This is a genomic window from Duganella sp. Leaf126 (genome assembly GCF_001423125.1).
Taxonomy (GTDB): Bacteria; Pseudomonadota; Gammaproteobacteria; order Burkholderiales; family Burkholderiaceae_D; genus Rugamonas.
This window is the reverse complement of sequence record NZ_LMNW01000012.1, coordinates 483,197-504,385: the sequence shown is the minus strand read 5'-3', so window position 1 is coordinate 504,385 and position 21,189 is coordinate 483,197. Positions and strand designations below refer to the sequence as shown.

Sequence of the window (21,189 nt, the reverse complement as noted above, 5' to 3'; positions counted from 1 at the left end):
CCGGCCATGGAACGGATCCCCATCCTGCGCCTCGGCGACCTGCTGCTGGTGTCGATCCAGGTCGATATGCATGACCGCCTGGCCATGACCTTGCAGGACGACCTGACCGCGCGCATCGTCAGCGACCGCGCCAAGGGCGTGCTGATCGATATTTCGTCGCTGGACCTGGTCGATTCCTTTATCGGCCGCATGATCAGCAACACGGCCGCCATGGCGCGCGTGCTCGACGCCCAGACCGTGCTGGTCGGCATGCAGCCTGCCGTCGCCATCACGCTGGTCGAGCTCGGCCTCACCCTGCCCGGCGTGAAAACCGCCCTCAATGTCGAAAAGGGCATGGCCATGCTCGGCAAGCGATGAGCAGCCTGGCCAGCGAAGACATGGTGCGCTTCGGTTCGCCGCTGCTGAGCGAACCGGGCGCGCGCGTGTCCAGCACCATCGTCCTGCCGATCCACACCGACGAACACGTCGTCGGCGTGCGCAAGCTGGTGCGCGAACAGGCGCTCGCGCTGAAATTGAGCCTGGTGGACCAGACCAAGCTGGTGACGGCGGCCAGCGAGCTGGCGCGCAACACCATCAAGTATGGCGGCGGCGGCATGGTGCAGGCGCAAATGCTCGACAGCGGCCTGCGCCAGGGCGTGCGGCTGGTGTTCGCCGACGACGGCCCGGGCATCGCCGATATCGACCAGGCCCTGCGCGACGGCTTCACCAGCGGCGGCGGCATGGGGCTGGGACTGGGCGGCGCCAAGCGCCTGGTCGACGAGTTCGCCATCGATTCCCGCAGCGGAGAAGGTACGGCAGTAGCCATTGTTAAATGGAAAAAATAAACCAATCGGTCGATACCGCCACCTGGATCACGGTCAGCCACGCCAGCGACATCGCAGCCGCCCGCCGCGCCGGCCAGCGCCTGGCCGACCTGGCCCGCTTCGACGAGGTGCGTGCCGGCCAGCTCGCGCTGATCGTCACCGAAGCGGCCACCAATATCCTGAAACACGCGGGCGACGGCGTGATCGTGCTGTCCACCGTCTATGCCGCAGGCCTGCAAGGCATCGACGTGCTGGCCTATGACGCCGGTCCCGGCATCGGCAACCTGGGGCAGGCGCTGCGCGACGGCGCCTCCACCGCCGGCACGGCCGGCAATGGCCTGGGCGCCCTGCTGCGCCTGTCCGACCAGTTCGACGTGTATGCGCCGCGCGGCAAGGGCGCGGTATTTTTCATGCGGCTGTGGCGCACGCCGTCGCCGGACCTGCGCCTCGACTGCGGCGGCCTCGCGCTGCCGCTGGCCGGCGAGACCGCCAACGGCGACGCCTGGGCCGTGGCCCCGGTGCGCGGCCACACCGCGCTGATGATGGTCGATGGCCTCGGTCACGGGCCGGAGGCGGCCAAGGCTGCCGCGGCCGCCATCGCGGCGCTCGAACTGCAACCGGCACTGCGTCCGGCCCGGCAGATCGACGTCTGCCACACGGCGCTGCGCAGTACGCGCGGCGCGGCGCTGGCCATCGCGCTGCATGATGCGGCGGCCGGGCAGCTGCACTTTGCCGGCATCGGCAACATCGCCGCCTGCGTGATCGACGCCGGCGGCCGCCGCCAGCTGGCGTCGTACAACGGCATCGTCGGCCACAATCTGCGCAAGGTGCAGGAATTTACGATCGATTGCGCTGCCGGAGCGCTGGTGGTGCTGGCCACCGACGGCATCGGCACCCAGTGGGATCTGCAGCAGTATCCGGGGCTGGCCGGCTGCGATCCGTCGGTGATCGCGGCCGTGCTGCTGCGCGACTACGCCCGTCCGCGCGACGACGCCAGCGTGCTGGTGTACCGCATACCGGGCGGTGCATGATGAGCGGGCACCGCATCCTGCAGGTCGGCCTCGACAGCGAACCGGACGTGGTGGCGGTGCGCCAGCGCGCGCGCCAGATTTCGGCCCTGCTCGGCTTTGGCGCACAAGACCAGGTGCGGATTGCCACGGCCGTGTCAGAGGTGGCGCGCTGCGCGTCGGCGCGGCTGGCACGCGGCCGTGCCGTATTCACGCTCGAGTCCGGCGCTGCGACCGGCCTGCAGCCGGCCCAGCAACAGCTGGTGGTCACCATCCGCACCGACGACAGCCAGGCACCTGCCACCGACGCCGAAGCGGAATCGCCGCAGGCGCAGCTGGGCAACGCGGTCGCCACGGCGCAGCGGCTGATGGACAGCTGCAGCGTGCACGACACCCCGGGGCAAGGCTTGCAGGTGCAGATGGTCAAGGCCCTGGGGCCGCGCCAGCATCTGGACCGCGACCGCCTGCTGCAGCTGGGCAGCGAGCTGGCGGCCAGCCCGGTGCAGAACACGGTAGCGGAAATGCAGCAGCAAAACCGCGAGCTGGCGGCGGCGCTGGCCGAGCTGCGCGACCGCCAGGAAGACCTGATCGCGCTCACCCACGAACTGGAAGACACCAACCGCGGCGTGGTGGCGCTGTACGCCGAGGTGGAAGAAAAGGCCGAGCGGCTGCGCAAGGCCGACGAGATGAAATCGCGCTTCCTGTCGAATACCAGCCACGAACTGCGCACACCGCTGAGCTCGATCAGGGCGCTGTCCAAGCTGCTGCTCGACCGCATGGACGGCGAGCTGACCGTGGAGCAGGAGCGCCAGGTGCAGTTCATCGCCACCGCCGCCAGCGACCTGTCGGAACTGGTCAACGACCTGCTCGACCTGGCCAAGATCGAGGCCGGCAAGGTGGAGCTGACGGTGGCGCCGATCGATGTCGGCAACCTGTTCTCCGCGCTCAAGGGCATGCTGCGGCCGCTGGCCCACCACGACCACGTGGAACTGGTGTTCGCGCCCCCGCCTCCCGGTCCGCTGCTGCGGTCGGACGAGGGCATGGTGGCGCAGATCCTGCGCAATTTCATCTCGAATGCGCTCAAGTTCACAGAACGCGGGCAGATTTGCGTCGCACTGCGCGAGTGCGGCCTCCCCGGTCATGTTACCTTTGCAGTCAGCGATACCGGCATCGGCATCAGCCCCGACAACCTGCTGCTGATCTTCGAGGAATTTTCGCAGATCGAGCATCCGCTGCAGCGCCAGGTCAAGGGCACGGGCCTCGGCCTGCCGCTGTGCCGCAAGCTGGCGACCTTGCTGGGCGGTTCGGTGGAGGTCGAAAGCGCCAGCGGCAAGGGATCGACCTTTTTCCTGCACCTGCCGCTGGCCGGACCACCACCCCAGCACTGACACGCCCAACCGCCTACCACGAAAGACCGCTCCGTGAGCAATAGTGACATCCTGATCCTCAACGTCGACGACAACGACGGCGCGCGCTATGTCAAGACCCGCATCCTGCAAGGCGCCGGCTTCGAGGTGATCGAGGCGGCCAACGGCACCGACGCGCTGACCATGGCGCGCCGCCTGCGGCCCACGCTGGTGCTGCTCGACGTCAAACTGCCCGACATCAACGGCATCGAAGTCTGCCGCCAGCTCAAGTCCGATCCGGCCACCTGGACCATCCTGGTGCTGCAGACCTCGGCCGCACTGACCGGCCGCGACGACAAGATCCGCGGCCTGGAAGGCGGCGCCGACAATTACCTGGCCGCTCCCATCGAGGCGGACGAGCTGATCGCCAACGTCAACGCCCTGCTGCGGCTGCAACGGGTCCAGGCCGACCTGCGCAACAGCGAGGAGCGCTTCCGCCAGCTGACCGACAATATCGAGGACGTGTTCTGGATGTTCAGCCTCGACGGCAGCGCGCTGCTGTACGTCAGCAACGCCTACGCCGGCATGTGGGGCCGCCAGCCGCAGGCGCTCGAGCGCACGCCCGGCGACTGGCTCGAGGCCATCCACGCCGAGGACCGCGCCCCCGTCGCCGCGCGCTGGCAGCTGGCCGGCGCCGGCGAGCCGTTCGACGAGGAGTACCGCCTGACTCTGGCCGACGGCGGCGTGCGCTGGGTCCGCGACCGCGCCTTCCTGGTGCGCGACGCGGCCAACGTTCCTTACCGCCTGGCCCGCATCACCAGCGACATCACCGAGCGGCGCGACATGGAAGACCGGCTGCATGCGGCCGACGACAACAAGAACGACTTCCTGGCCACGCTGGCGCACGAGCTGCGCAATCCGCTCAGCCCGATCCGCAACGCGGTCGCGCTGATGGGCGAAGCGGCGCCGGACAACGAGGCGCTGCACCGCAAGGCGCGCCAGATCATCGTGCGCCAGGTGGCGCACCTGTCGCGCCTGGTGGACGACCTGCTCGATGTCGCGCGCATTTCGCAGGGCAAGCTCACGCTGCAGCTGCAGCGCACGGAACTGCACGCGGTGGTGGACGTGGCGCTGGAAACGGCGCAGCCGATGCTGGCCTCGCGCCAGCACAGCCTGACCGTGGACGTGCCGCCCGAGCCGATGTGGATCCACGGCGACCCGGTGCGGCTGGCGCAAGCGATCGGCAACCTGCTGCACAACGCCGCCAAGTTCACCAACCGCGGCGGGCAGGTGCGCCTGCAGGTCAAGCTGCTGCCGGACCGGCGCGTCTCGATTGCCGTCCACGACAACGGCATCGGCATCACCTCGTACAACCTGCCGCGCATCTTCCACATGTTCGCGCAGGGCGCCACCGCGCAGGACCGTGCCCATGACGGCCTGGGCATCGGCCTGTCGCTGGTCTCCACACTGGCCAGGATGCACAATGGCAGCGTGCACGCCAGCAGTCCCGGCATCGATCTGGGCAGCAGCTTCGAACTGGTCCTGCCCCTGCTGGTGGACGAACAGGCGGCGGCTGCGCCAGCGCCGCCGCCCGTCGAAGCGGGTCCGGAAGCGCTGGCCGCAGCGCTGCGGCCAGCGCGCAAGCCCGGCGTGCGCCGCCTGCTGCTGGTGGACGACAACGTCGATTCGTCCGAAGTGATGGGCGAGCTGCTGGGCATCCTGGGCCACGACGTGATGCTGGTCCACGACGCCGAGCGGGCACTGGACGTGGCGCGCGACTACCTGCCCGACACCATCATCCTCGACATCGGCATGCCGAAGATCGACGGCTACACCCTGGCGCGCATGCTGCGCGCCGACCCGCTGTTTGCCGGCACCCGGCTGATCGCCCACACCGGCTACGGCGCCGAGCAGGATCGCCGCAAGACGCGCGACGCCGGCTTCGACTTCCACCTGGTCAAACCCGCCAACCTGGACGAACTGGGACGCAGCCTGGGCGCGTTACCGGGCCACGCGCATGAAAAAGAGTGATCTGCTGGCCCGCTTTGCGGTCCACCGCGGGCTGGCGCCAGGTGCGCGCGCAGCGCACGGCGACTTGCTGCAACTGTTCCGCACCGCGTACCCGGCCGCCAGTTTCGACGACTGGGATACCCCGCTCGACGCGGAATGGGCAGAGAGCTTCTTCCTGCGCCACCGCGACGACCCCGAGGTCGACCTGCGCTGGCTGATGGCCGGGCTGTGGCAGGTGAACTAGCCAGACCCGGCTACCGTAACGTTACGCCGGGCCGGCGTCCGGCGCTGCCGGCAGGCGCAGCGTGAAGCGCACGTGCGGCGCCTCGTAGCTGTATTCGATGGTGCCGCCGTGCTCGATCATGATCTGGCGCGCGATGTACAGGCCCAGGCCCATACCGCCCTTGTTGCGCACATTGTTGGCCGACAGCCGCTTGAACGGGTTGTACAGCGTGCGCGCCGTGTCTTCGGGAATCTCGTCGCCAACATTGCGCACGTCCAGCGTCACCCCGCCGGCGTCCTGCAGCAGCCGCACGTCGACCGCTTCGCCGATCTTGCCGTGATGGTAGGCGTTGCTGATCAGGTTGCTCACCACCTGGGCCAGGCGGTCGGCATCGACCGGTGCCAGCACCTGCGCCGGACTGTCGAGGTTGAGCACGATATTCGGCTTGGCGGTACGGAATTCGTCGGCCAGGTCGGTCAGGATGGGGGCCAGGTCGACCGCCGCCACCGGTCCGCGCAGGCGCATGCCGCCGTTGATCATGCTCATGTCGAGCACCTGCGAGATCAGCCGCTCCATGCGTCCGCTCGACGCCTTGATGCGGCGTCCCGCGGTTTCCTGCGACCCGCCGAGCTCGAGCACCGTGGCAGCCATGCTGATCGACTGCAGCGGGTTGCGCAAGTCGTGGCCGAGGATGGCGAACAGCTGGGCGCGGGCGCGGTCGTTCTGTTCGTGACGCGTGATCGAGGCGCGGTGCATTTCGACCAGCAGCTGGCGCGCGATGGCCAGCCGGGTCGGCTCCCACGGTTCGGCCTGGTCCACGACGGTTTCGCGCCATTCGGCAAACGAGCCGCGCGGCGTCAGGCGCGGCCCCAGCGGGCCATGGGCGATCACCTTGTCCGGCTTGCCGCCCCAGCGCACCAGCTCCACCTGTTCTTCGCGCAGCGCCAGCAGCCAGCCGTTGGCGGCGGCGTCATAGCGCAGGCCCAGCAAGCCCACCCATTTGCCGCAGGCCTGCTGCTGCGCAGGCGGCCAGTCGCGGCGCGCGGCGCGTTCGACCACGTCGGTGTCGGCCGCCTGCATCGATTCGACTGCCGCTGCCGCCACGTCGGCCGGCACCGGGCCATGCGTGGCTACCCGCCCGCCGTACATGATGACCAGCGCCCCGGCGCCCAGCGACGCGGCGATTTCGGCAGCGCAGGCCGTGAGCGCGGCAGCCACGTCGTCGGAATGCAGCAGCGATTGCATCACGCGCGTGCGCACCTCGGCCGCCCGCTCGGTGGTGGCGGCGCGCTCGCGCGCTTCCAGCGACTGCACCGACGCCGCCAGCACCTGCGCCATCACGTCGGCCGCCATGCGGATCGCGTACGGCACGCGGCGCGGCGCCATGTGGTGGCAGGCGATCATGCCCCACAGCTTGTTGTTGATGACGATGGAAATGCTCATCGACGCCTGCACGCCCATGTTGCGCAGGTATTCGACGTGGATCGGCGAGACGCTGCGCAGCACGCAATAGCTCATGTCGAGCGGCGCCGCGCCGGCGCGGCCGGTCATCGGCACCGGCGTGTAGCCCATGTCGCCGATCATGCGCAGCGTATTGATGATGTACAGGCGACGGGCCTGGGCGGGAATGTCGCTGGCCGGGTAGCGGCGGCCCAGGTAGGGATCGAGGGTGTCGATGCGCGCTTCGGCCACCACTTCGCCGCTGTCGTCCTGGCGGAAGCGGTACGCCATCACGCGGTCGAAACCGGTAATCTGGCGGATCTGGTCGACGGCCGACTGCAGCAGCGCGGCCACCGACTTTTGCCGTTTCAGGCGCTCGATGGCGGTATGGGCCTTGAGCGCAAACGTGGCCACGCTGGCCGCTTCGCGCTCGCGGCATTCGTATTCGACGATGATCAGGCCCTCGTGGCCGTGCACGATGCAATCGAACTCCTGGCCGCCGACCATGGTTTCCAGCATCGACGCCGGCGCTTCACCGCCGTCGAGGTCGTCCAGGCACTCCTGTATTTTTTCCACCACGTCGGCGTCGAGGCCGAGCTCGTCGGACGAGGCCAGCAGCACCGGCGGCGCCTGCCAGCGCAGGATGGCGGCGGCATTGGCGCTCCACGATACCAGCTGGGCCGCGTTGTTAAACACCAGCAACGCGCCATGCGGCTGTATGCTGCCGGGAATGTGGATCGGTTCGTCGGCGCAGTTTTCGAGCGTGACCGGCACGTCGACAGTACGGATGGAAAAATCAGAGATGGTCATCGGCTTTCGGAGCGAAGGGTGGGCCGTGGACAGCCTGCCTCCGCGGTACGACATTATACCGCCGGCACCTCGCAGCAGAGTGACCGCTCAGCAACAGATGGGCCCGTCCATGCAGTTATTTACGTGCCGCTGAACCAAGCTTGCCAAAGCGTCTAGCCGTGTCAGGCCGGGTTCGCCTTGAGCCAGGCGATGTACGCGGTGACCCCGGCATTGACATCGTGAAACGGCCGGTCGTAACCGATCGCGCGCAGCTTGGCGATGTTGGCCTGGGTGTAGCTCTGGTACTTGCCCTTGAGCTTGTCCGGGAACGCCACGTACTCGAGCAGCCTGTTCTTGACGAGTTCGTCCAGCGTCAGCGCACCCGCTGCCGGCGTCAGGTTGTTCACGACAGCCACGGCGATGTCGTTGAACGGCTGCGCCCGTCCGGTGCCGAGGTTGAAGATGCCGCTCTTGTTCGGGTGGTCGAGGAAGAACAGGTTGACGCTGACGACGTCGTCGATGTACACGAAGTCGCGGGTCTGGGTCCCTGCGGCATAGCCGTCGTAGTCGCCGAACAGCCGCACCTGCCCGTCGGCCAGGAACTGGCGGTACTGGTGCAGCGGCACCGAAGCCATATTACCTTTATGGAATTCACGTGGCCCGTACACGTTGAAGTAACGCAGTCCCACCACCTGCGGTCCGCGGTCGCCGTGGGTGGTCCAGAAGTTGCGCACGTACTGGTCGAACAGGAATTTCGAGTAACCGTACACATTGAGCGGGCGCTCGCCCGCGCGGTCCTCGATAAAGCCTTCCTCGGCGCCGTAGACGGCGGCCGACGACGCATAGATGAACGGAATTTCTTCTTTCTGGCAGAACTGGAACAGGGCCACGCTGTAGCGGAAATTATTGCGCATCATGTACTCGCCATCCATTTCCATGGTGTCCGAGCACGCGCCTTCGTGGAACACGGCCGAGAACTTGCCGGCAAATTCGCCGCGGCCCAGGCGCTCGATGAACTCTTCCTTGCCCATGTAATCGACCACATCGGCATCGACCATGTTGAGGAATTTTTCCGGGCGCTTCAAATTGTCGACCACGAAGATCGCTTCGCCGCCGCGCCGGCTCAGCGCGTGAACGATGTTACTGCCAATAAAACCTGCTCCGCCGGTCACCAAAATCATAGTCTGTCCTGTTCTGAAAAATTATCGGGCCGCCGGCGGCGCGGGCAGCACCGCGTGCAGCGGCGTCCATGCCATGTCTACCGTCAGCTTGTGCATGCAATCCTGGTGGCCCAGCGGGCACACGCGCTGCTGGCACGGTGCGCAATCGAGGTGCAGCCACAGCACCCTGGCGATGTCCGACAGCGGCGGCGTATGGCGCGGGTCGGTCGGGCCGTACAGCGCCACCACCGGGCGTCCGAGCGCGGCAGCGATATGCATCAGGCCCGAATCGTTGGTCACCAGCGCCGCTGCGCTGCCGAGGATGGCCAGCGCGTCCGCCAGCGACGTCGCACCCGCCAGGCTGCGCACGCCGGGCGCGGCCGCCGCGATCTCGTCGCAGACCTCGGCATCCTTGGCCGAACCCATCAGCACGATGGCGATATCGGGCCGCGCCGCCTGCAGCATGCGCGCCAGCCCGGCGAAGTGGCTGCTGGGCCAGCGCTTGGCCGGGCCGAATTCGGCGCCCGGCGCAAATGCGACCAGGGTGGTACCGGGCGCAATGCCGACCCGCGCCAGCGCGGCAGCCTTGTCGGCCTCGCTGATGGTCAGCACCGGGAACGGCACGTCCTGCGGCGCCGTCCTGCTGACCGGGCCGGCCAGGGCGGCATAGAACGGCAGCATCGGCCGCTTGGCGTGCGGGTCGTCGTGGTGCATCACGTTGATCAGGCCATAGCGCATCTCGCCCTTGTAGCCGACCCGTTTCGGGATCTTCGCCATCCACGGGATCAGCGCGAATTTCAGCGTGTTGGGCAGGATGTAGGCTTCGTCGTAGCCGCGCTCGCGCAGCATGCGCGCGTAGGCGCGGCGTTCGGCCCACTGCAGCTTGCCGTGCTTGAACGGCGTTTCGAGCACCTCGCTCACTTCGGCGGCGGCGCGCCACACGGGCGCCACCCAGGCCGGGGCTAGCACGTCGATGCGGCGCTGCGGGTTGGCCGTCTTCAGCGCCCGCAGCAGCGGCTGCGCCATCACGGCGTCGCCGATCCAGTTGGGCGAGATGACCAGCGTGCGCAACTTGCCGGACGACTGCGGTTCGATTGATTTTTCCATAAGTTCCAGAGAGACCGGGCGACCGGCAAACCGGAATTATATATGGAGGACCAGGCGATGGCAGAGCGCCAGCAGATGGCCCGGCATCATCGGGCCGGTTGCCGCCGGCGCCCTACCCCGGCTTGCTGGCGCCGGCCAGCGCCGGCAGCAGCGCCGCCAGCGACAGCAGAGCAAAACTGCCGTGCAGCAGATAGGTCAGCGCGTAGCCGTAATGCGCGACCAGGAAGCCGGCCACCACGTTGCTGGCCGCCGCCCCCACGCCCTGCACCACCATCACCGTTGCCAGCGCCATGTTGAAGTGGCCGCTGCCGCGCGTCATCCGTTCGACCAGGAACGGCGTCAGGATGCCGAGCAGGCCGACGCCGATGCCGTCGAGCAGCTGGACCGGGTAGATCATGGCGAAGTCGGAAAAACTCCAGGCCAGCACGCCCCGTATCGGCAAGCTCAGGACCGCCAGCACGGCAGCCGCGCGCACCCAGTCGCGCCGGATGATGCGCTGCGCCATCAGCGCCGCCGCCAGCGCCGCCAGTTGCGACACCATGGTGATGACGGCGGTGGTCTCGAACGGCCGCTGCATCTGCTTGGCGAACTGCTGGGCGATCAGGCGCGCCAGCGGCGCGTTGCCGAAGTGGAACAACAACAGGGCCACGCTGAGCAGCAGCAGCGACCGGTTCGACACCAGCTCGCGCCATGACGGCGTGGCCTGCGCCGCGCCGTCGGGCGCTGCGGCCAGCCCGCGCGCGGCCGCATGGTCGATGCTGCCCGGCGCGATGGCCAGCGTGGCGACGATGGCGGCGATGGTCGTGATCAGCATCAGCCCCGCCACCCCGGGCAGGCCGAACCAGGCGCTGGCTGCCCAGGTGCCGCCCAGCAGCACCACGTTGCCGGCATGGTTCCAGGACTCGTTCTTGCCCAGCTGACGACCGAAATGCTTCGGCCCCACCAGTCCCAGCGTGATCCCGGTCAGCGCCGGGGCGATCAGCACGCCGGCCAGCGCGGCCAGCGCCTGCGTCACGAACACCACGCCCTTCTGCGGCCAGGCGATGCACATGAAGCTCATGGCAGTAATCAGCGCCACCGGCAGCACGATCATCATGCGCTTGCTGCGGGTGCGGTCGGCAAAGGCGCCGGCCGGCACGCCGGCCGCTAGGCCGATGGCGCCGCCGATCGTGGCCAGCATGCCGAGGTCGATCGGCTGCCAGCCCTTGGTGGTCAGGTAGGCGTCGAGGAACGGTCCCAGGCCGTCGCGCGCGTCGGCCAGGAAGAAATTGAGCAGCGCCAGCGCCCACAGGGTGGCGGCGGCAGGACCGGCATGGGTGCTGCCGGACGGCTGCTGGCTGCCGGCGCGACCGGCCTGCACCGCGCTCATGCCATCACCTGCAACAGCAGCAGCGCGGCCAGCAGGCTGGCCGGCATGACCAGCACCCCGAGCTTGAGGAAGCGCGCACCGCTGAATGCGAGACCTTCGCGGCGCAAGGCGGTCAGCCACAGGATGGTCGCCAGCGAGCCGCTGACGGACAGGTTGGGACCGAGGTCGATGCCGATCAGGGCGGCGGCGCGCAGCGACGGATCGGCCGCCACGTGGTCGAGCGTGGCCGCGCCCAGCAAGCCGGCCGGCAGGTTGTTGAACAGGTTGCAGGAAAACGCCAGCACGACGCCGGCGATGCCGTCGGCCAGCCTCGGCTGCGCCGCCTGCAGGCGCTGCAGCTGGGCGCCGAGCGCTGCCACCACGCCGTGCGCCTGCAACGCTTCGATCAGCACGAACAGACCGGCCACCATCAGCAATACGTCCCACGACAGCGCCCGTACAGGGCCCAGCGGCGACTGCCGCCCGGACACGCTGGCCAGCAGCAAGGCGCCGACACCGGCTGCAAGCGTGACCGGGCCGAGCGGCCAGCGCAGCGCCGAAGCCAGGCCCAGCAGCAGCGCCGTGCCGGCCAGCGCGGCCAGCGTCACGCGCCCGCCCGCCGCCAGCAGCGGCACGTCGACCGTGCTGCGGATCGTTGCCGGCAGATCGGCGCGCAGCCGGTAGTACAGGATGGCGTAGGTCACCACGATGGCTGCGACCGACGGCAGCAGGAACAGCGCCAGCCAGTCGGCCAGGCCCGGCATGTGGGCGCCGAACATCACCAGGTTGGCGGGATTGGACACCGGCAGCACGAAGCTGGCGGCATTGGCCACGAAAGCGCAGAGCAACAGGTAGGGCACCGGCTCGGCATCGACCGCGCGCGCCACCGCGTACACGGCCGGTGTCAGCACCACGGCGGTGGCGTCATTCGACAGCAGCACCGTCACCACGGTGCCGGCCAGATACACCAGCAGGAACAGGCGATGGCCGGAACCGCCGGCGGCGCGCGCCGCGTGGGCGGCCAGCCAGTCGAACACGCCATGGCGGCGTCCCAGTTCCGCCAGCAGCATCATGCCCGCCAAAAACAGGTACACATCGGCGCCGCGCGCCACGCCGGCCAGGGTCTGGGCGGTGTCGATCAGTGCGAATCCGAGCAAGGCGGCGACGGCCAGCCCCGCCCAGACAGCCTCCGGCAAGCGCCAGGGGCGCACGACGATACCCAGCATGGTGATGGCGGTGATGGTCCATAAAATTGCGTTACTCGACATGGGCAGCTCGGTCAGGGTTGGGAAGTGGTAGTCGGTGTCGGGGTGGGTTGGGACAAGACGGAAATCGCTTCGATGGCCAGTCCGGACGCCGCGCGCGTGCCGATGCCGGTGGCGGCAAACGGCTGGCCGGGCGCCAGTTGGGCGTCGACCAGGTCGGGCCGGAAATACACGATGGCGCCATCGGTGAGGATCACGCCGTTGGCGTCGTTGCGTGGGCCGTAGAGGACGGCATCGATCACGCCCCGTACGGTGAACTGCTGGAGCGGCGCCCGCGCCGGCGGTGGCGCCGGTGGCGCGGGCGCGTCATTGCCCGGCTGGTCGACAGCGTTGCCGGACACCAGGTTGATCAGGGCCTGCGCGCGCAGCACGTGGCCGATGGCCGGCTGGCCGAGCGCGCGCACGCGGTCGTCCACGACCACGGTGCGCGCAAGGCGCGCTGCCAGATGGGGCGGCAACAGCACCACCGTCCCCGTGTCGAGCCGCACGCCATTCGGTTCGCCGTAGGGCGTGATCAGGATGCGCTGCACCTTGCCTTCGATGACGGTCAGCGCCGACCTGCTGCCCGGGCCGCCGGGACCGGCCGGCCCGGCAGCTCCGGGAGCGTCGGACAGAAGCGGCGCTGGCGGCGCGGCGCCGGCCACCTGCGCCACGCCGCCCAGCAGCGCCGCCAGCAGCGCTGCTGGCAGGCGGTCACGGATCCACATCATGCACGCCCGCCTCGGTCAGATCTGACCGCCTGCTGGCGGCGGTGGTGGCGGTGGCGCATCGGCGCCGCCCGGTGGCGGTGGCGGCGGCGTACCGGCGCCGGCTGGCGGTGGCATGCCTGCGCCAGGCGGCGGAGGCGCCATACCCGCGCCCGGTGGCGGTGGTGCCATGCCGGCGCCTGGTGGCGGCGGTGGTGTGCCCGCACCCGGTGGCGGTGGCGCCATGCCGGCGCCTGGTGGCGGCGGTGGCGTGCCCGCGCCCGGTGGCGGAGGCGCCATGCCGGCGCCTGGTGGCGGCGGTGGCGTGCCCGCACCAGGTGGCGGTGGTGCCATGCCTGCGCCTGGAGCGGGTGGCGGTGGCGCCATACCGGCGCCCGCTGGTGGAGGCGGTGGCGGCGCTGTCCCGTCACGCGGTGGGGCTGGCGGACGCACGTGCTGGCCGGATGCCGGTGGTGCGGCACGGCGTGGACCGGCAGCGCCCGGTGGTGGTGGCGGTGGCGGCACGTCGGCCTGGGCCAGCAGCGGCGCTGCCGGTGGCTGCGGTGCGGCAAACGCCGCGGCGCTGGCGGCAGACAGCGAGATGGCCAGCATGGCAGGTGTCAGATGACGGAACTTCATGTTGATCTCCTTGTGTTGTGAAAGGTGGGTAGCTATCTCTATGCAGATAGCGTGCCAGGACTTTTTTGCTGCTGCGCGGGGCTGCTACCCCGGTTTCGGCGCCCCGCCTGTCCGTTTTCGTGACACATCGTGTCTCCGTGGCGGACAGGCGTCACCGATCGAGTCCGTATTGCGTCAGTTTTCGGTACAGTTGCTGGCGAGATAGTCCCAGCCGGCGCGCGGCCTGGCTGCGATTGCCATCGCTGGCCGCAATCGCCCGCGCCAGCATGGCCGCTTCCAGCTGCGCTACTGCCTGCTCCAGGCTGCCGTCCCAGTCGATCGCAGGCAACGCGCCCGCCGCGTGTCCAGCGGCACCCGCTGTCGATGAGGCCGGGCCGGCCGTGGTGGAGGCCGGCGCAAGCGACGCGCCGTGGCCCGCCGCCGCAGCGGCAACCGCCGCCGGTCCGGCTGCGCCAGCCGTAACGAATGCCGGCGCAAGCGACGCGCCGTGGCCCGCCGCCGCAGCGGCAACCGCTCCCGGTTCAGCTGCTCCGACCGTGATGAATGCCGGCGCAATCGACCCGCCATGGCCCGCCGCCGCAGCGGCACCCGCCGCCGTCCCGGCTGCGCCGGTCGTGACGAATGCCGGCGCAAGCGACGCGCCGTGGCCCGGCGCCGCGGCGGCACCCGCCGCCGGTCCGGCTGCGCCAGCCGTGACGAATGCCGGCGCAAGCGACGCGCCGTGGCCCGCCGCCGATGCGGCCGGGTCGCCCGGGGTGGAAGGCGGCGCAAGCGACACGCCGTGGACCGGCGCCGTAACCGCACCCGCCGCCGCTCCGGCTGCGCCGGCCGTGACGAATACCGGCGCAAGCGACGCGCCGTGGCCCGCCGCCGCAGCGGCAACCGCCGTCGATCCGGCCGGGGCGTACGTGACGAGTACGGGCGCTACAGACGCGCCATGGCCAGGGGCCGACGCACTGCTATCGGTCGCCGGTGCGGACGCCATCGCCGCCGCACCGGCGGCCATGGACGCGGGCGCCGGTTCGGCGCCGTTGCCGCCGAGGGCCAGGTGCTCGACCTCAATCAGGTCGCCCTCGCTGAGCGCAATGGCGCGCTGGACGGTGTTGCGCAGCTCGCGCACATTGCCCGGCCAGTCATGCGCGCGCAGTGCCGCCAGCGCGGCAGCGGACAGCTGCTTGGTGCGGCCACCTTCACGGCGCAAGAAGTGCGCAATCAGCAACGCGATATCGTCTTGCCGTTCGCGCAGCGGCGGCAGCACGATGGTGATCACCTGCAGGCGGTACAGCAGGTCGGCGCGGAAATTGCCCTCGGCAACTTCGCGCTCGAGATCGCGGTGCGTGGCCGCCACCACGCGCAGATCGACCGGCTGCGCGTGGCGTCCGCCGAGCGGCGTCACCACGCGCTCCTGCAGCACGCGCAGGATCTTGGCCTGGGTCGGCAGCGCCATGTCGCCGATCTCGTCGAGGAACAGGGTGCCGCCATCGGCTTCGCGGAAACGCCCCGGGCGGTCGGCCGTGGCGCCCGAGTAGGCCCCCTTGACGTGGCCGAACAACTCGCTCTCGAGCAGGTCGGCCGGGATCGCCGCGCAATTGACCGCGACGAATGGTCCGCCGGCGCGGCTGCTGTTGCGGTGCAGGGCTTGCGCCACCAGTTCCTTGCCGGTGCCGGTTTCGCCCAGCACCAGCACCGAATTGTCGCTGTCGGCCACCAGGCCGATGCGCTTGAAAATGGCGCGCATCGCTTCGCTGTTGCTGACCATGGTGTCGGCCGGATCGTCCGCCGGCTCGTCGCCGGACACGGGCGGCGCCGACTGGGCGACGGTCCTGGCGCGCAAGGCGCGCTCGAGGGTTTGCGCCAGCGCGCTGCGTCCGATCGGCTTGGTCAGGTGATCGAACGCGCCCAGGCGCATGGCTTCGATGGTATTGGAACCGCTCGCGTAAGCGGTCAGCATGATGCACGGTACGTCGGGCGCGACGCCGGGCGCGGCGCGCAGCAGGGTCAGGCCGTCGTCCCCGGTCAGCCGCAAGTCGACGATGGCGACCGCGATGCCGCCCTCCCCCAGCGCGCGCAGGCCTGCTTCGGCGCTGTCGGCCTGGCGCACGCGGTAGCCGAGGTCTTCCAGCGTCTCGGCCAGCGTGGCGCGAAACGCGGTATCGTCATCGACGATCAGGATCAGTTCCATGGCAGCTCCACCACGATCCGCGTGCCCGGCGCATGGGCGGTGTCCAGCGCCACCGTGCCGCCATGCGCATGCACGACTTCGCGCACCACGGCCAGCCCGAGGCCGGTGCCGCCGGGACGACCCGTCACCAGCGGATCGAACAGGTTGGCCTGCAGGGCCGGCGGCACGCCGCGCCCGTCGTCGGCCACCCACAATCGCAGCACGGCACCGTCGCGCGCCGCGCCCAGCGTCACCTGCCCGCCGGCCGTGGTGTGGGCCAGCGCATTGATCAGCAGGTTGTCGAGCACGCGCGCCATCTGGGCCGGATCGAACAGCGCCACATCGGCACCGGGCCCGGCACCGTCTTCGACAGCGGCGCCGCCGCCATCGAGACCGGCACCCAGCACGAGCACCAGCCGCACATCGAGATCGTCGGCAGCGTCGGCGTGGTCCTGGCGCCGCTGTTCCAGCCAGTCGGCCAGCACCACCGGCACGCGCTGCGGGTGGAAGGGCTGGGTCAGCGCCAGCAGGCTGGCCACCAGGGTTTCCAGGCGCTGCACCTGCAGCAGCGTGGTGCGCAGCGCCGCCTCGGTGCGCGCCGGCCGGCGCTCGGGCGAGGCGGCCAGCGCGTTGTCCACCTTCATGCGGATGGTGCCCAGCGGGTTGCGGATCTCGTGGGCCAGGCCGGCCGCCAGGCTGCCCAGCGCCGCCATCCGCTCGCTGGCGCCGAGCAGGCCGGTCAAGCGCTGCACCTCGCGGCCCCAGCGCGTGAGCAGCACCGCGAACCAGGCGCCCGCCAGCACCAGCGAACACAGCAGCACGCTCACCGCCACCACCAGGTGGTCGATCGCGGTGTCGGCCAGCGTCGCCACGCGCGTGATGGTCCAGCCGGCAACGCCGTCGGCCACCGGGCAGGCGCCGTAGACCACGGCCTCGCGCAAGCCCGGCCGCACGTCCAGCACCGGTCCGGCGCTGGCCAGGGCCCGTTGCGCCAGCGTGCCGATGCGCGGCAGCTCGGCCACCGGCGCGTCGTCCTTGACGCCGCTGCCGTCATAGGTCGGAAACGCGTACGCGTACACGCCGCGCTGGGCCTGCCACAGGCCGCCCTCGACGCCGTTGTCCTCGCGCAGCGCCATATCGACCACGGCGCGCTCGATCGCTTCCGTCTGCGCATCGCCCGCGCCCAGGCGCTGGGCGCCGGCCCGCATGATCTGGCAGATCACGGCCGCGCGGGTACGGGCGTCGGCAATCTGCGCTTCCGAGCCTTGCCGGCCCAGTTGCAGCAGCAGCCAGATCACCAGCACCACCATCGCCGCGATGGCGGCCCACAGCCACGACAGATCGCGTTTCAACATTCCATTCAGCACTATATGTCCTTTAGGCAACCATGCCTGAAGCGCATTATGCCGTGTCGTGGCGGGCACGACAGCACAGTAGCCTGAAAGTAAGTTAACGCTGCGTGGTCAGTTGCACCAGGTGATCGAAGCCGAGGTGGACGACCGTCACCTGCGCTTCGGTACGGCACAGCGCCAGCCGGTACGCGCGGTCGCACGCGAGGTGGGACAGCCGCAAACGGGACGCGGTGCGGCCGCCGCCATCAGGATCCTCATCGAGCGCGATGGCGCCATGGCGATCGACCACGCAAAACGAGGCCAGATCGCGCTGGAAGCCCAGTCCCAGCGCTTTGACGTAGGCCTCCTTGGCAGTCCACAGCAGGAAGAAATAGGCCGCCTGCGCGGCTGCCGGCTGCCGGGCCAGCGCCGCGTACTCGCGCGGGTGGAAAAAGCGCCAGGCCAGTTGCAGGTCACAGGGCCGCAGCTGCTCGACATCGACGCCGACCGCCGCCCGCGACAACGCGCACACCACCTGCCGCCCCGCGTGGGCCAGGTTGAATTCGGGACCACCGGCCTGCAGGCGCGGCTTGCCGAACCGCCCCGTCACCACGCTGGCGCCGTGCGCGGCGCCGCGCAGCCGCAAGCCGTGACGCAGCAGCAGCCGGCCGACCAGGGAGCGCAGCCGGTCGAGCGGCTGGCGCAGGCGGTCGATGCGGGCGATGGTGTCCGCGTCGAGCAAAGCGTCGGCCCGATCGCCGCGATGGTCGGAATAGCCGCGTTGGTCGGAATAGCCGGGGTAGCCGGGGTAGCCGGGGTAGCCGGGGTAGTCGGGGTAGCCGGTGTAGTCGGGGTAGCCGGTGTAGTCGGGGTAGCCGGTGCAGCCGGGGTAGTCGGTGTGGTCGGAATAGTGGGGGTAGCTGGAGTAGTCAGCGTGGTCGAGGTGGCCGCAGTGTTCGGGGTAGCCGGGTTGGCCGGCGTGGCAGCAGTGGTCGAGGCCGGAATGGCCGGAATGGCCGCAAGGGCCGGGATGGCCGTGATGCCCGAGCCGGCAGCGATCGTCGGGCCGACCGGCGCGACCGCAACCAGCCATGGCGCGCGCGCCAGGGGCACGGTGTGGCGCCGGGTCTCGAAAGCCCGGGGGGCGAGCGGCGGTGCAGGCGCCGCGCAGATCTCCGCAGTGGTCTGCAGCGGCTGCGCCAAGCCGGCCGCGCAGCGCTGCTTCCAGCGCCGCCGGATCGCCGTCCGGCAGCGCCGTGCACAGCACCAGGCAGGCGTCAGCGCTCACGCAGCGGCGCGCCCGGCACGGCCGCCAGGGCGCGCGCCGGCATCAGGTGGCTGTTGCGCACCATCGGCAGCGACAGCATGTTGGTCGCCACCGCCATCAGCAGCATGGCCGTGAAGGTCTGGCTCGAAATGATCTGCTTGTCGAGCAGGATGTTAGCGAAGATCAGTTCGATCAGGCCCTTGGTTTGCAGCAGCCAGCCGATCACGCGCGCATCGCCGGCGGGCCAGTCCAGCATCCGCCCCGCCAGCCAGACACCCAGCAACTTCCCGGCAATGCTGGCCACGAGCAGCAGCGCTGCCGCCACGAACACGGTTTCCGCACCGACGGTCCAGGTGGTCTTGAGGCCGGTGCTGAGGAAAAACACCGGCATGAAGGCGAACAGCACCTGGCTGCGCAGGGCGTCCATGCGGGCGCGGTCGAACCAGCCGGCGTCGAGCACCACGCCGGCCAGGAACGCGCCCACCATGTAGTGCAGGCCGGCCCAGTCCGAGACGAAGGCGCACAGCAGCAGCCAGACCAGGCTGGCGTACCAGCGGTCATCCTCGCGCAGGCGCCCCATCAGGCGCCGCACCAGCCACGCGGCCACGCCGAAGCCGCACAGGAACAAGCCCTGGCGGCCGATGCGTTCCCAGTCGAGCAGGATCAGCGCCAGCACGCCCCAGATGGCGAGATCGTCGAAACTGGCGTAGCGCAGCAGGCGCTGCCCCAGCGTGCTGCGCAGGATGCCCAGCTTTTCCAGGAACAGCACCAGGATCGGCAGCGCCGTCACCGCGCAGCCCATGCCCACGCCGGTGACGAACTGCCAGGTATGGGCGCGCGCGCCGATCCAGTCCGACTGCCAGCCGAGCAGCAACAAGGCCACACCTATCCCCAGCAGCAGCGGCGTGACCAGGGCCATGCCGGCCACCACCAGGCTTTCGGCCCGGTGCTGCCAGGCCTGGCGCAAATCGAGTTCGACCCCGGCGATCCAGACGAACACCATCACCGCCCACCAGGCGATGCCGTTCAGCGCCAGCGTCACCGGCGGCGAAAACACAAAGGCGTGGTACGCGGGATACGCCGCACCGAGCACACCGGGACCGAGCAGCACCCCGCCCACGATCTGCACCACCACCAGCGGCGCCACATTGTCCGAATTGAGCAGCCGCCATACGAGATAAGGCGCGGCGAAGATCATCAGCATCGCCAGCAGATAAATTTCGGTAATCGACATGGCGCCGTCCCTCACGCGGCGTTGGCCAGCGGCCGCACGTGCGCCGCGTCGATCTCGACGCTGAGGCCACGGCCGATCAGGTGCAGGTTGATCACCAGCCGGCGCTGGCGCCCGACGCTGACGAACTGGCCCTGCGCATGCTTGAACGGTCCGGCGATCACCTCCATCGGCTGCCCCGCCACCAGGTGCCCGTGCAGGTCGAGCGGCGCGCCGCTGCCGACCATGATGCGGATCGCCTGCACGTCGTTGGCGTGCACCTGGGCGTGGCGTCCGCAACTCATCAGGAGACCGCACGAGCCGCGCACCGTGCGCAGCGCCCCCACCTGCTCGGGGCGCGGCTGCACGAAGATATAGCCGGGGAACAGCGCCGTTTCGGTCGGCCGGGCCGGCGCGCGGTGCCTGGGCAGGTAGCAGTGGATCTGGCGCTGGTGCAGCACTTCCTGCACCACGTTTTCCTGGCGGCTGCGGGTGCGCAGCACCAGCCACGGTTGGGGCGAAGCATCGTACATGGAACCTCCATTGGTCGGTGATGTCGATGCCCATTATCTTTTTGCCGAACTGATAAGAACAGATGGCAAGGGATACCTGTCCGATGGCAGGTGTCTTCCGGCACCATGGCCGGCGGCAGGCGAAAAAAAAGACCCGGTGCAGGGTCTCGTTGCGGTCGCAGCCAGCAGGCTCACTTGGCGGCGGTGCCGTAGCCGCTGTCGCGGATCTTGAGCGCCATCTCGAGCCGCGAACTGACCGAGATCATCCGCATCAGGTCGAAAATATAGTTCTTGACGGTGCCGCTGCTGAGGTTGAGCGTGGTGGCGATCTGCTTGTTCGAGTAGCCGATCAGCAGCAGGTCGACGATGTCGCGCTGGCGCGGCGTCAGCCGCAGCGGTGCCGGCAGACCGGCATCGTGGCCCGTTTCGAAATATTTTTGCCGCGCACAGACGGCGCGGATTGCGGTCGGGATGGCCGTAAAGGCGTGCGCGCGCGAAATGAAACCGTGGGCACCGAGCCGTTCGCACAGGCGCGCCGTCTCGGCGTCCGGCGCGTCGGCGATGACGATACGCGACACCCGCGGATGGTGCTGGCGCAGGTGCCCGAGCAGGGCCAGCCCCGAGTTGTCCGGCATAAGCAGACTGAGCAGAACAAGGTCGGGCGGAGCGGCATCCGCCTGCGCGATGGCGCCGGCGACGGTGTGGACGATATCGACCTGCCAGTCGGCGAAGCTGGCGCGCACCATCTGCGCCAGGCCGCTGGAAATGACGGGATGATGATCGACGATCAGGCAAATCATGGTGCGCACGCCTCGGTGTTCGGATGCCTAGATTGTAACGACAGGCAAAGTTGGAAGAAATAAAAAAGTAGACGGTGCGACAATT

At 69.5% G+C, this 21,189-nt stretch carries 19 protein-coding genes and 1 pseudogene; 7 read left to right on the top strand and 13 right to left on the bottom strand.

Features of this window, described 5'->3' with window-relative positions; all coding sequences use genetic code 11:
• Nucleotides 1-6: 6 nt before the first annotated feature.
• From ASF61_RS09950 to ASF61_RS09925, 6 genes are read left to right on the top strand one after another with little or no spacing between them, the layout of a single operon-like run.
• Entirely contained in the window at nucleotides 7-357 is a 351-nt protein-coding gene (locus ASF61_RS09950; RefSeq protein ID WP_056154695.1) for an STAS domain-containing protein, read from the top strand.
• Nucleotides 354-824, top strand: a complete 471-nt coding sequence (locus ASF61_RS09945; RefSeq protein ID WP_082491423.1) for an anti-sigma regulatory factor — start codon at nucleotides 354-356, stop codon at nucleotides 822-824. The genes ASF61_RS09950 and ASF61_RS09945 overlap by 4 nt, the downstream gene beginning before the upstream one ends.
• Nucleotides 812-1,834 (top strand): SpoIIE family protein phosphatase, encoded by a 1,023-nt coding sequence (locus ASF61_RS09940; protein ID WP_056154692.1) that lies wholly within the window; start codon nucleotides 812-814, stop codon nucleotides 1,832-1,834. The genes ASF61_RS09945 and ASF61_RS09940 overlap by 13 nt, the downstream gene beginning before the upstream one ends.
• On the top strand, nucleotides 1,831-3,198 hold the full coding sequence (locus tag ASF61_RS09935) for a sensor histidine kinase (RefSeq protein WP_056154690.1): 1,368 nt from the start codon (nucleotides 1,831-1,833) through the stop codon (nucleotides 3,196-3,198). The genes ASF61_RS09940 and ASF61_RS09935 overlap by 4 nt, the downstream gene beginning before the upstream one ends.
• A gap of 33 nt (nucleotides 3,199-3,231) precedes the next feature.
• Nucleotides 3,232-5,187, top strand: a complete 1,956-nt coding sequence (locus ASF61_RS09930) for a response regulator (protein WP_056154687.1) — start codon at nucleotides 3,232-3,234, stop codon at nucleotides 5,185-5,187.
• Nucleotides 5,174-5,410 carry a hypothetical protein gene (locus ASF61_RS09925; protein WP_056154683.1) on the top strand — a complete coding sequence of 79 codons (237 nt, stop codon included), beginning with the start codon at nucleotides 5,174-5,176 and terminating at the stop codon, nucleotides 5,408-5,410. The genes ASF61_RS09930 and ASF61_RS09925 overlap by 14 nt, the downstream gene beginning before the upstream one ends.
• A gap of 21 nt (nucleotides 5,411-5,431) precedes the next feature.
• Here ASF61_RS09925 and ASF61_RS09920 read toward each other — a convergent pair whose 3' ends face one another.
• From ASF61_RS09920 to ASF61_RS09895, 6 genes are all read right to left on the bottom strand, one after another.
• The gene (locus ASF61_RS09920) at nucleotides 5,432-7,639 is read right to left on the bottom strand and encodes an ATP-binding protein (protein WP_056154681.1); all 2,208 of its coding nucleotides are present in this window, start codon (nucleotides 7,637-7,639) and stop codon (nucleotides 5,432-5,434) included.
• A 161-nt stretch (nucleotides 7,640-7,800) separates the two neighbouring features.
• Nucleotides 7,801-8,799, bottom strand: a complete 999-nt coding sequence (gene rfaD / locus ASF61_RS09915) for an ADP-glyceromanno-heptose 6-epimerase (RefSeq protein WP_056154678.1) — start codon at nucleotides 8,797-8,799, stop codon at nucleotides 7,801-7,803.
• Nucleotides 8,800-8,820: 21 nt separating this feature from the next.
• The gene (gene waaF, locus ASF61_RS09910) at nucleotides 8,821-9,885 is read right to left on the bottom strand and encodes a lipopolysaccharide heptosyltransferase II (protein ID WP_056154675.1); all 1,065 of its coding nucleotides are present in this window, start codon (nucleotides 9,883-9,885) and stop codon (nucleotides 8,821-8,823) included.
• Nucleotides 9,886-9,997: 112 nt separating this feature from the next.
• On the bottom strand, nucleotides 9,998-11,254 hold the full coding sequence (locus tag ASF61_RS09905; protein WP_082491421.1) for an MFS transporter: 1,257 nt from the start codon (nucleotides 11,252-11,254) through the stop codon (nucleotides 9,998-10,000).
• The gene (locus tag ASF61_RS09900) at nucleotides 11,251-12,501 is read right to left on the bottom strand and encodes an SLC13 family permease (RefSeq protein WP_056154672.1); all 1,251 of its coding nucleotides are present in this window, start codon (nucleotides 12,499-12,501) and stop codon (nucleotides 11,251-11,253) included. Before ASF61_RS09900 ends, ASF61_RS09905 begins: the two co-directional genes overlap by 4 nt.
• Before the next feature lie 11 nt (nucleotides 12,502-12,512).
• On the bottom strand, nucleotides 12,513-13,208 hold the full coding sequence (locus ASF61_RS09895) for a hypothetical protein (RefSeq protein WP_056154669.1): 696 nt from the start codon (nucleotides 13,206-13,208) through the stop codon (nucleotides 12,513-12,515).
• 44 nt (nucleotides 13,209-13,252) lie between these two features.
• On the opposite strand from ASF61_RS09895, the gene ASF61_RS09890 reads away from it, so the two are divergent.
• Nucleotides 13,253-13,828 carry a hypothetical protein gene (locus ASF61_RS09890; protein ID WP_229205805.1) on the top strand — a complete coding sequence of 192 codons (576 nt, stop codon included), beginning with the start codon at nucleotides 13,253-13,255 and terminating at the stop codon, nucleotides 13,826-13,828.
• 146 nt (nucleotides 13,829-13,974) lie between these two features.
• On the opposite strand, the gene ASF61_RS24560 is transcribed toward ASF61_RS09890, so the two are convergent.
• The 7 genes and pseudogenes from ASF61_RS24560 to ASF61_RS09860 all read right to left on the bottom strand — a co-directional run bounded on the left by ASF61_RS24560 (nucleotide 13,975) and on the right by ASF61_RS09860 (nucleotide 21,104).
• Complete coding sequence (locus ASF61_RS24560) at nucleotides 13,975-14,601, bottom strand: helix-turn-helix domain-containing protein (RefSeq protein WP_373994539.1); 627 nt, start codon at nucleotides 14,599-14,601, stop codon at nucleotides 13,975-13,977.
• An 87-nt stretch (nucleotides 14,602-14,688) separates the two neighbouring features.
• Nucleotides 14,689-16,005: pseudogene (locus tag ASF61_RS23235) on the bottom strand (sigma-54-dependent transcriptional regulator); the annotation flags it as partial.
• The gene (locus ASF61_RS09880) at nucleotides 15,996-17,339 is read right to left on the bottom strand and encodes a PAS domain-containing sensor histidine kinase (RefSeq protein WP_056154662.1); all 1,344 of its coding nucleotides are present in this window, start codon (nucleotides 17,337-17,339) and stop codon (nucleotides 15,996-15,998) included. The gene ASF61_RS09880 and the pseudogene ASF61_RS23235, both read right to left, overlap by 10 nt.
• Before the next feature lie 94 nt (nucleotides 17,340-17,433).
• A complete protein-coding gene (locus ASF61_RS09875) occupies nucleotides 17,434-18,603 on the bottom strand; it encodes a 4'-phosphopantetheinyl transferase superfamily protein (protein ID WP_156369515.1) in 1,170 nt (389 codons plus the stop codon).
• The gene (locus ASF61_RS09870; RefSeq protein ID WP_056154655.1) at nucleotides 18,593-19,816 is read right to left on the bottom strand and encodes a cation:proton antiporter; all 1,224 of its coding nucleotides are present in this window, start codon (nucleotides 19,814-19,816) and stop codon (nucleotides 18,593-18,595) included. The genes ASF61_RS09875 and ASF61_RS09870 overlap by 11 nt, the downstream gene beginning before the upstream one ends.
• An 11-nt stretch (nucleotides 19,817-19,827) precedes the next feature.
• Nucleotides 19,828-20,325, bottom strand: coding sequence for a transcription termination/antitermination protein NusG (locus ASF61_RS09865; RefSeq protein WP_056154653.1), 498 nt, complete (start codon nucleotides 20,323-20,325; stop codon nucleotides 19,828-19,830).
• Between the two features lie 170 nt (nucleotides 20,326-20,495).
• Nucleotides 20,496-21,104: a response regulator transcription factor gene (locus ASF61_RS09860; protein WP_056154650.1), complete on the bottom strand. Its 609-nt coding sequence runs from the start codon at nucleotides 21,102-21,104 to the stop codon at nucleotides 20,496-20,498.
• Nucleotides 21,105-21,189 lie beyond the last annotated feature (85 nt).

What these genes read in the sequence shown, in the direction of transcription:
- ASF61_RS09950 (WP_056154695.1), top strand. Translation starts at nt 7, where the DNA reads ATGGAACGGATCCCCATCCTGCGCCTCGGCGACCTGCTGCTGGTGTCG.
- ASF61_RS09925 (WP_056154683.1), top strand. Translation starts at nt 5,174, where the DNA reads ATGAAAAAGAGTGATCTGCTGGCCCGCTTTGCGGTCCACCGCGGGCTG.
- rfaD (WP_056154678.1), bottom strand. Translation starts at nt 8,799, where the DNA reads ATGATTTTGGTGACCGGCGGAGCAGGTTTTATTGGCAGTAACATCGTT.
- ASF61_RS09945 (WP_082491423.1), top strand. Translation starts at nt 354, where the DNA reads ATGAGCAGCCTGGCCAGCGAAGACATGGTGCGCTTCGGTTCGCCGCTG.
- ASF61_RS09895 (WP_056154669.1), bottom strand. Translation starts at nt 13,208, where the DNA reads ATGATGTGGATCCGTGACCGCCTGCCAGCAGCGCTGCTGGCGGCGCTG.
- ASF61_RS09905 (WP_082491421.1), bottom strand. Translation starts at nt 11,254, where the DNA reads ATGAGCGCGGTGCAGGCCGGTCGCGCCGGCAGCCAGCAGCCGTCCGGC.
- ASF61_RS09940 (WP_056154692.1), top strand. Translation starts at nt 812, where the DNA reads ATGGAAAAAATAAACCAATCGGTCGATACCGCCACCTGGATCACGGTC.
- ASF61_RS09870 (WP_056154655.1), bottom strand. Translation starts at nt 19,816, where the DNA reads ATGTCGATTACCGAAATTTATCTGCTGGCGATGCTGATGATCTTCGCC.
- ASF61_RS09900 (WP_056154672.1), bottom strand. Translation starts at nt 12,501, where the DNA reads ATGTCGAGTAACGCAATTTTATGGACCATCACCGCCATCACCATGCTG.
- ASF61_RS09935 (WP_056154690.1), top strand. Translation starts at nt 1,831, where the DNA reads ATGATGAGCGGGCACCGCATCCTGCAGGTCGGCCTCGACAGCGAACCG.
- ASF61_RS09880 (WP_056154662.1), bottom strand. Translation starts at nt 17,339, where the DNA reads ATGTTGAAACGCGATCTGTCGTGGCTGTGGGCCGCCATCGCGGCGATG.
- waaF (WP_056154675.1), bottom strand. Translation starts at nt 9,885, where the DNA reads ATGGAAAAATCAATCGAACCGCAGTCGTCCGGCAAGTTGCGCACGCTG.
- ASF61_RS09860 (WP_056154650.1), bottom strand. Translation starts at nt 21,104, where the DNA reads ATGATTTGCCTGATCGTCGATCATCATCCCGTCATTTCCAGCGGCCTG.
- ASF61_RS09865 (WP_056154653.1), bottom strand. Translation starts at nt 20,325, where the DNA reads ATGTACGATGCTTCGCCCCAACCGTGGCTGGTGCTGCGCACCCGCAGC.
- ASF61_RS09920 (WP_056154681.1), bottom strand. Translation starts at nt 7,639, where the DNA reads ATGACCATCTCTGATTTTTCCATCCGTACTGTCGACGTGCCGGTCACG.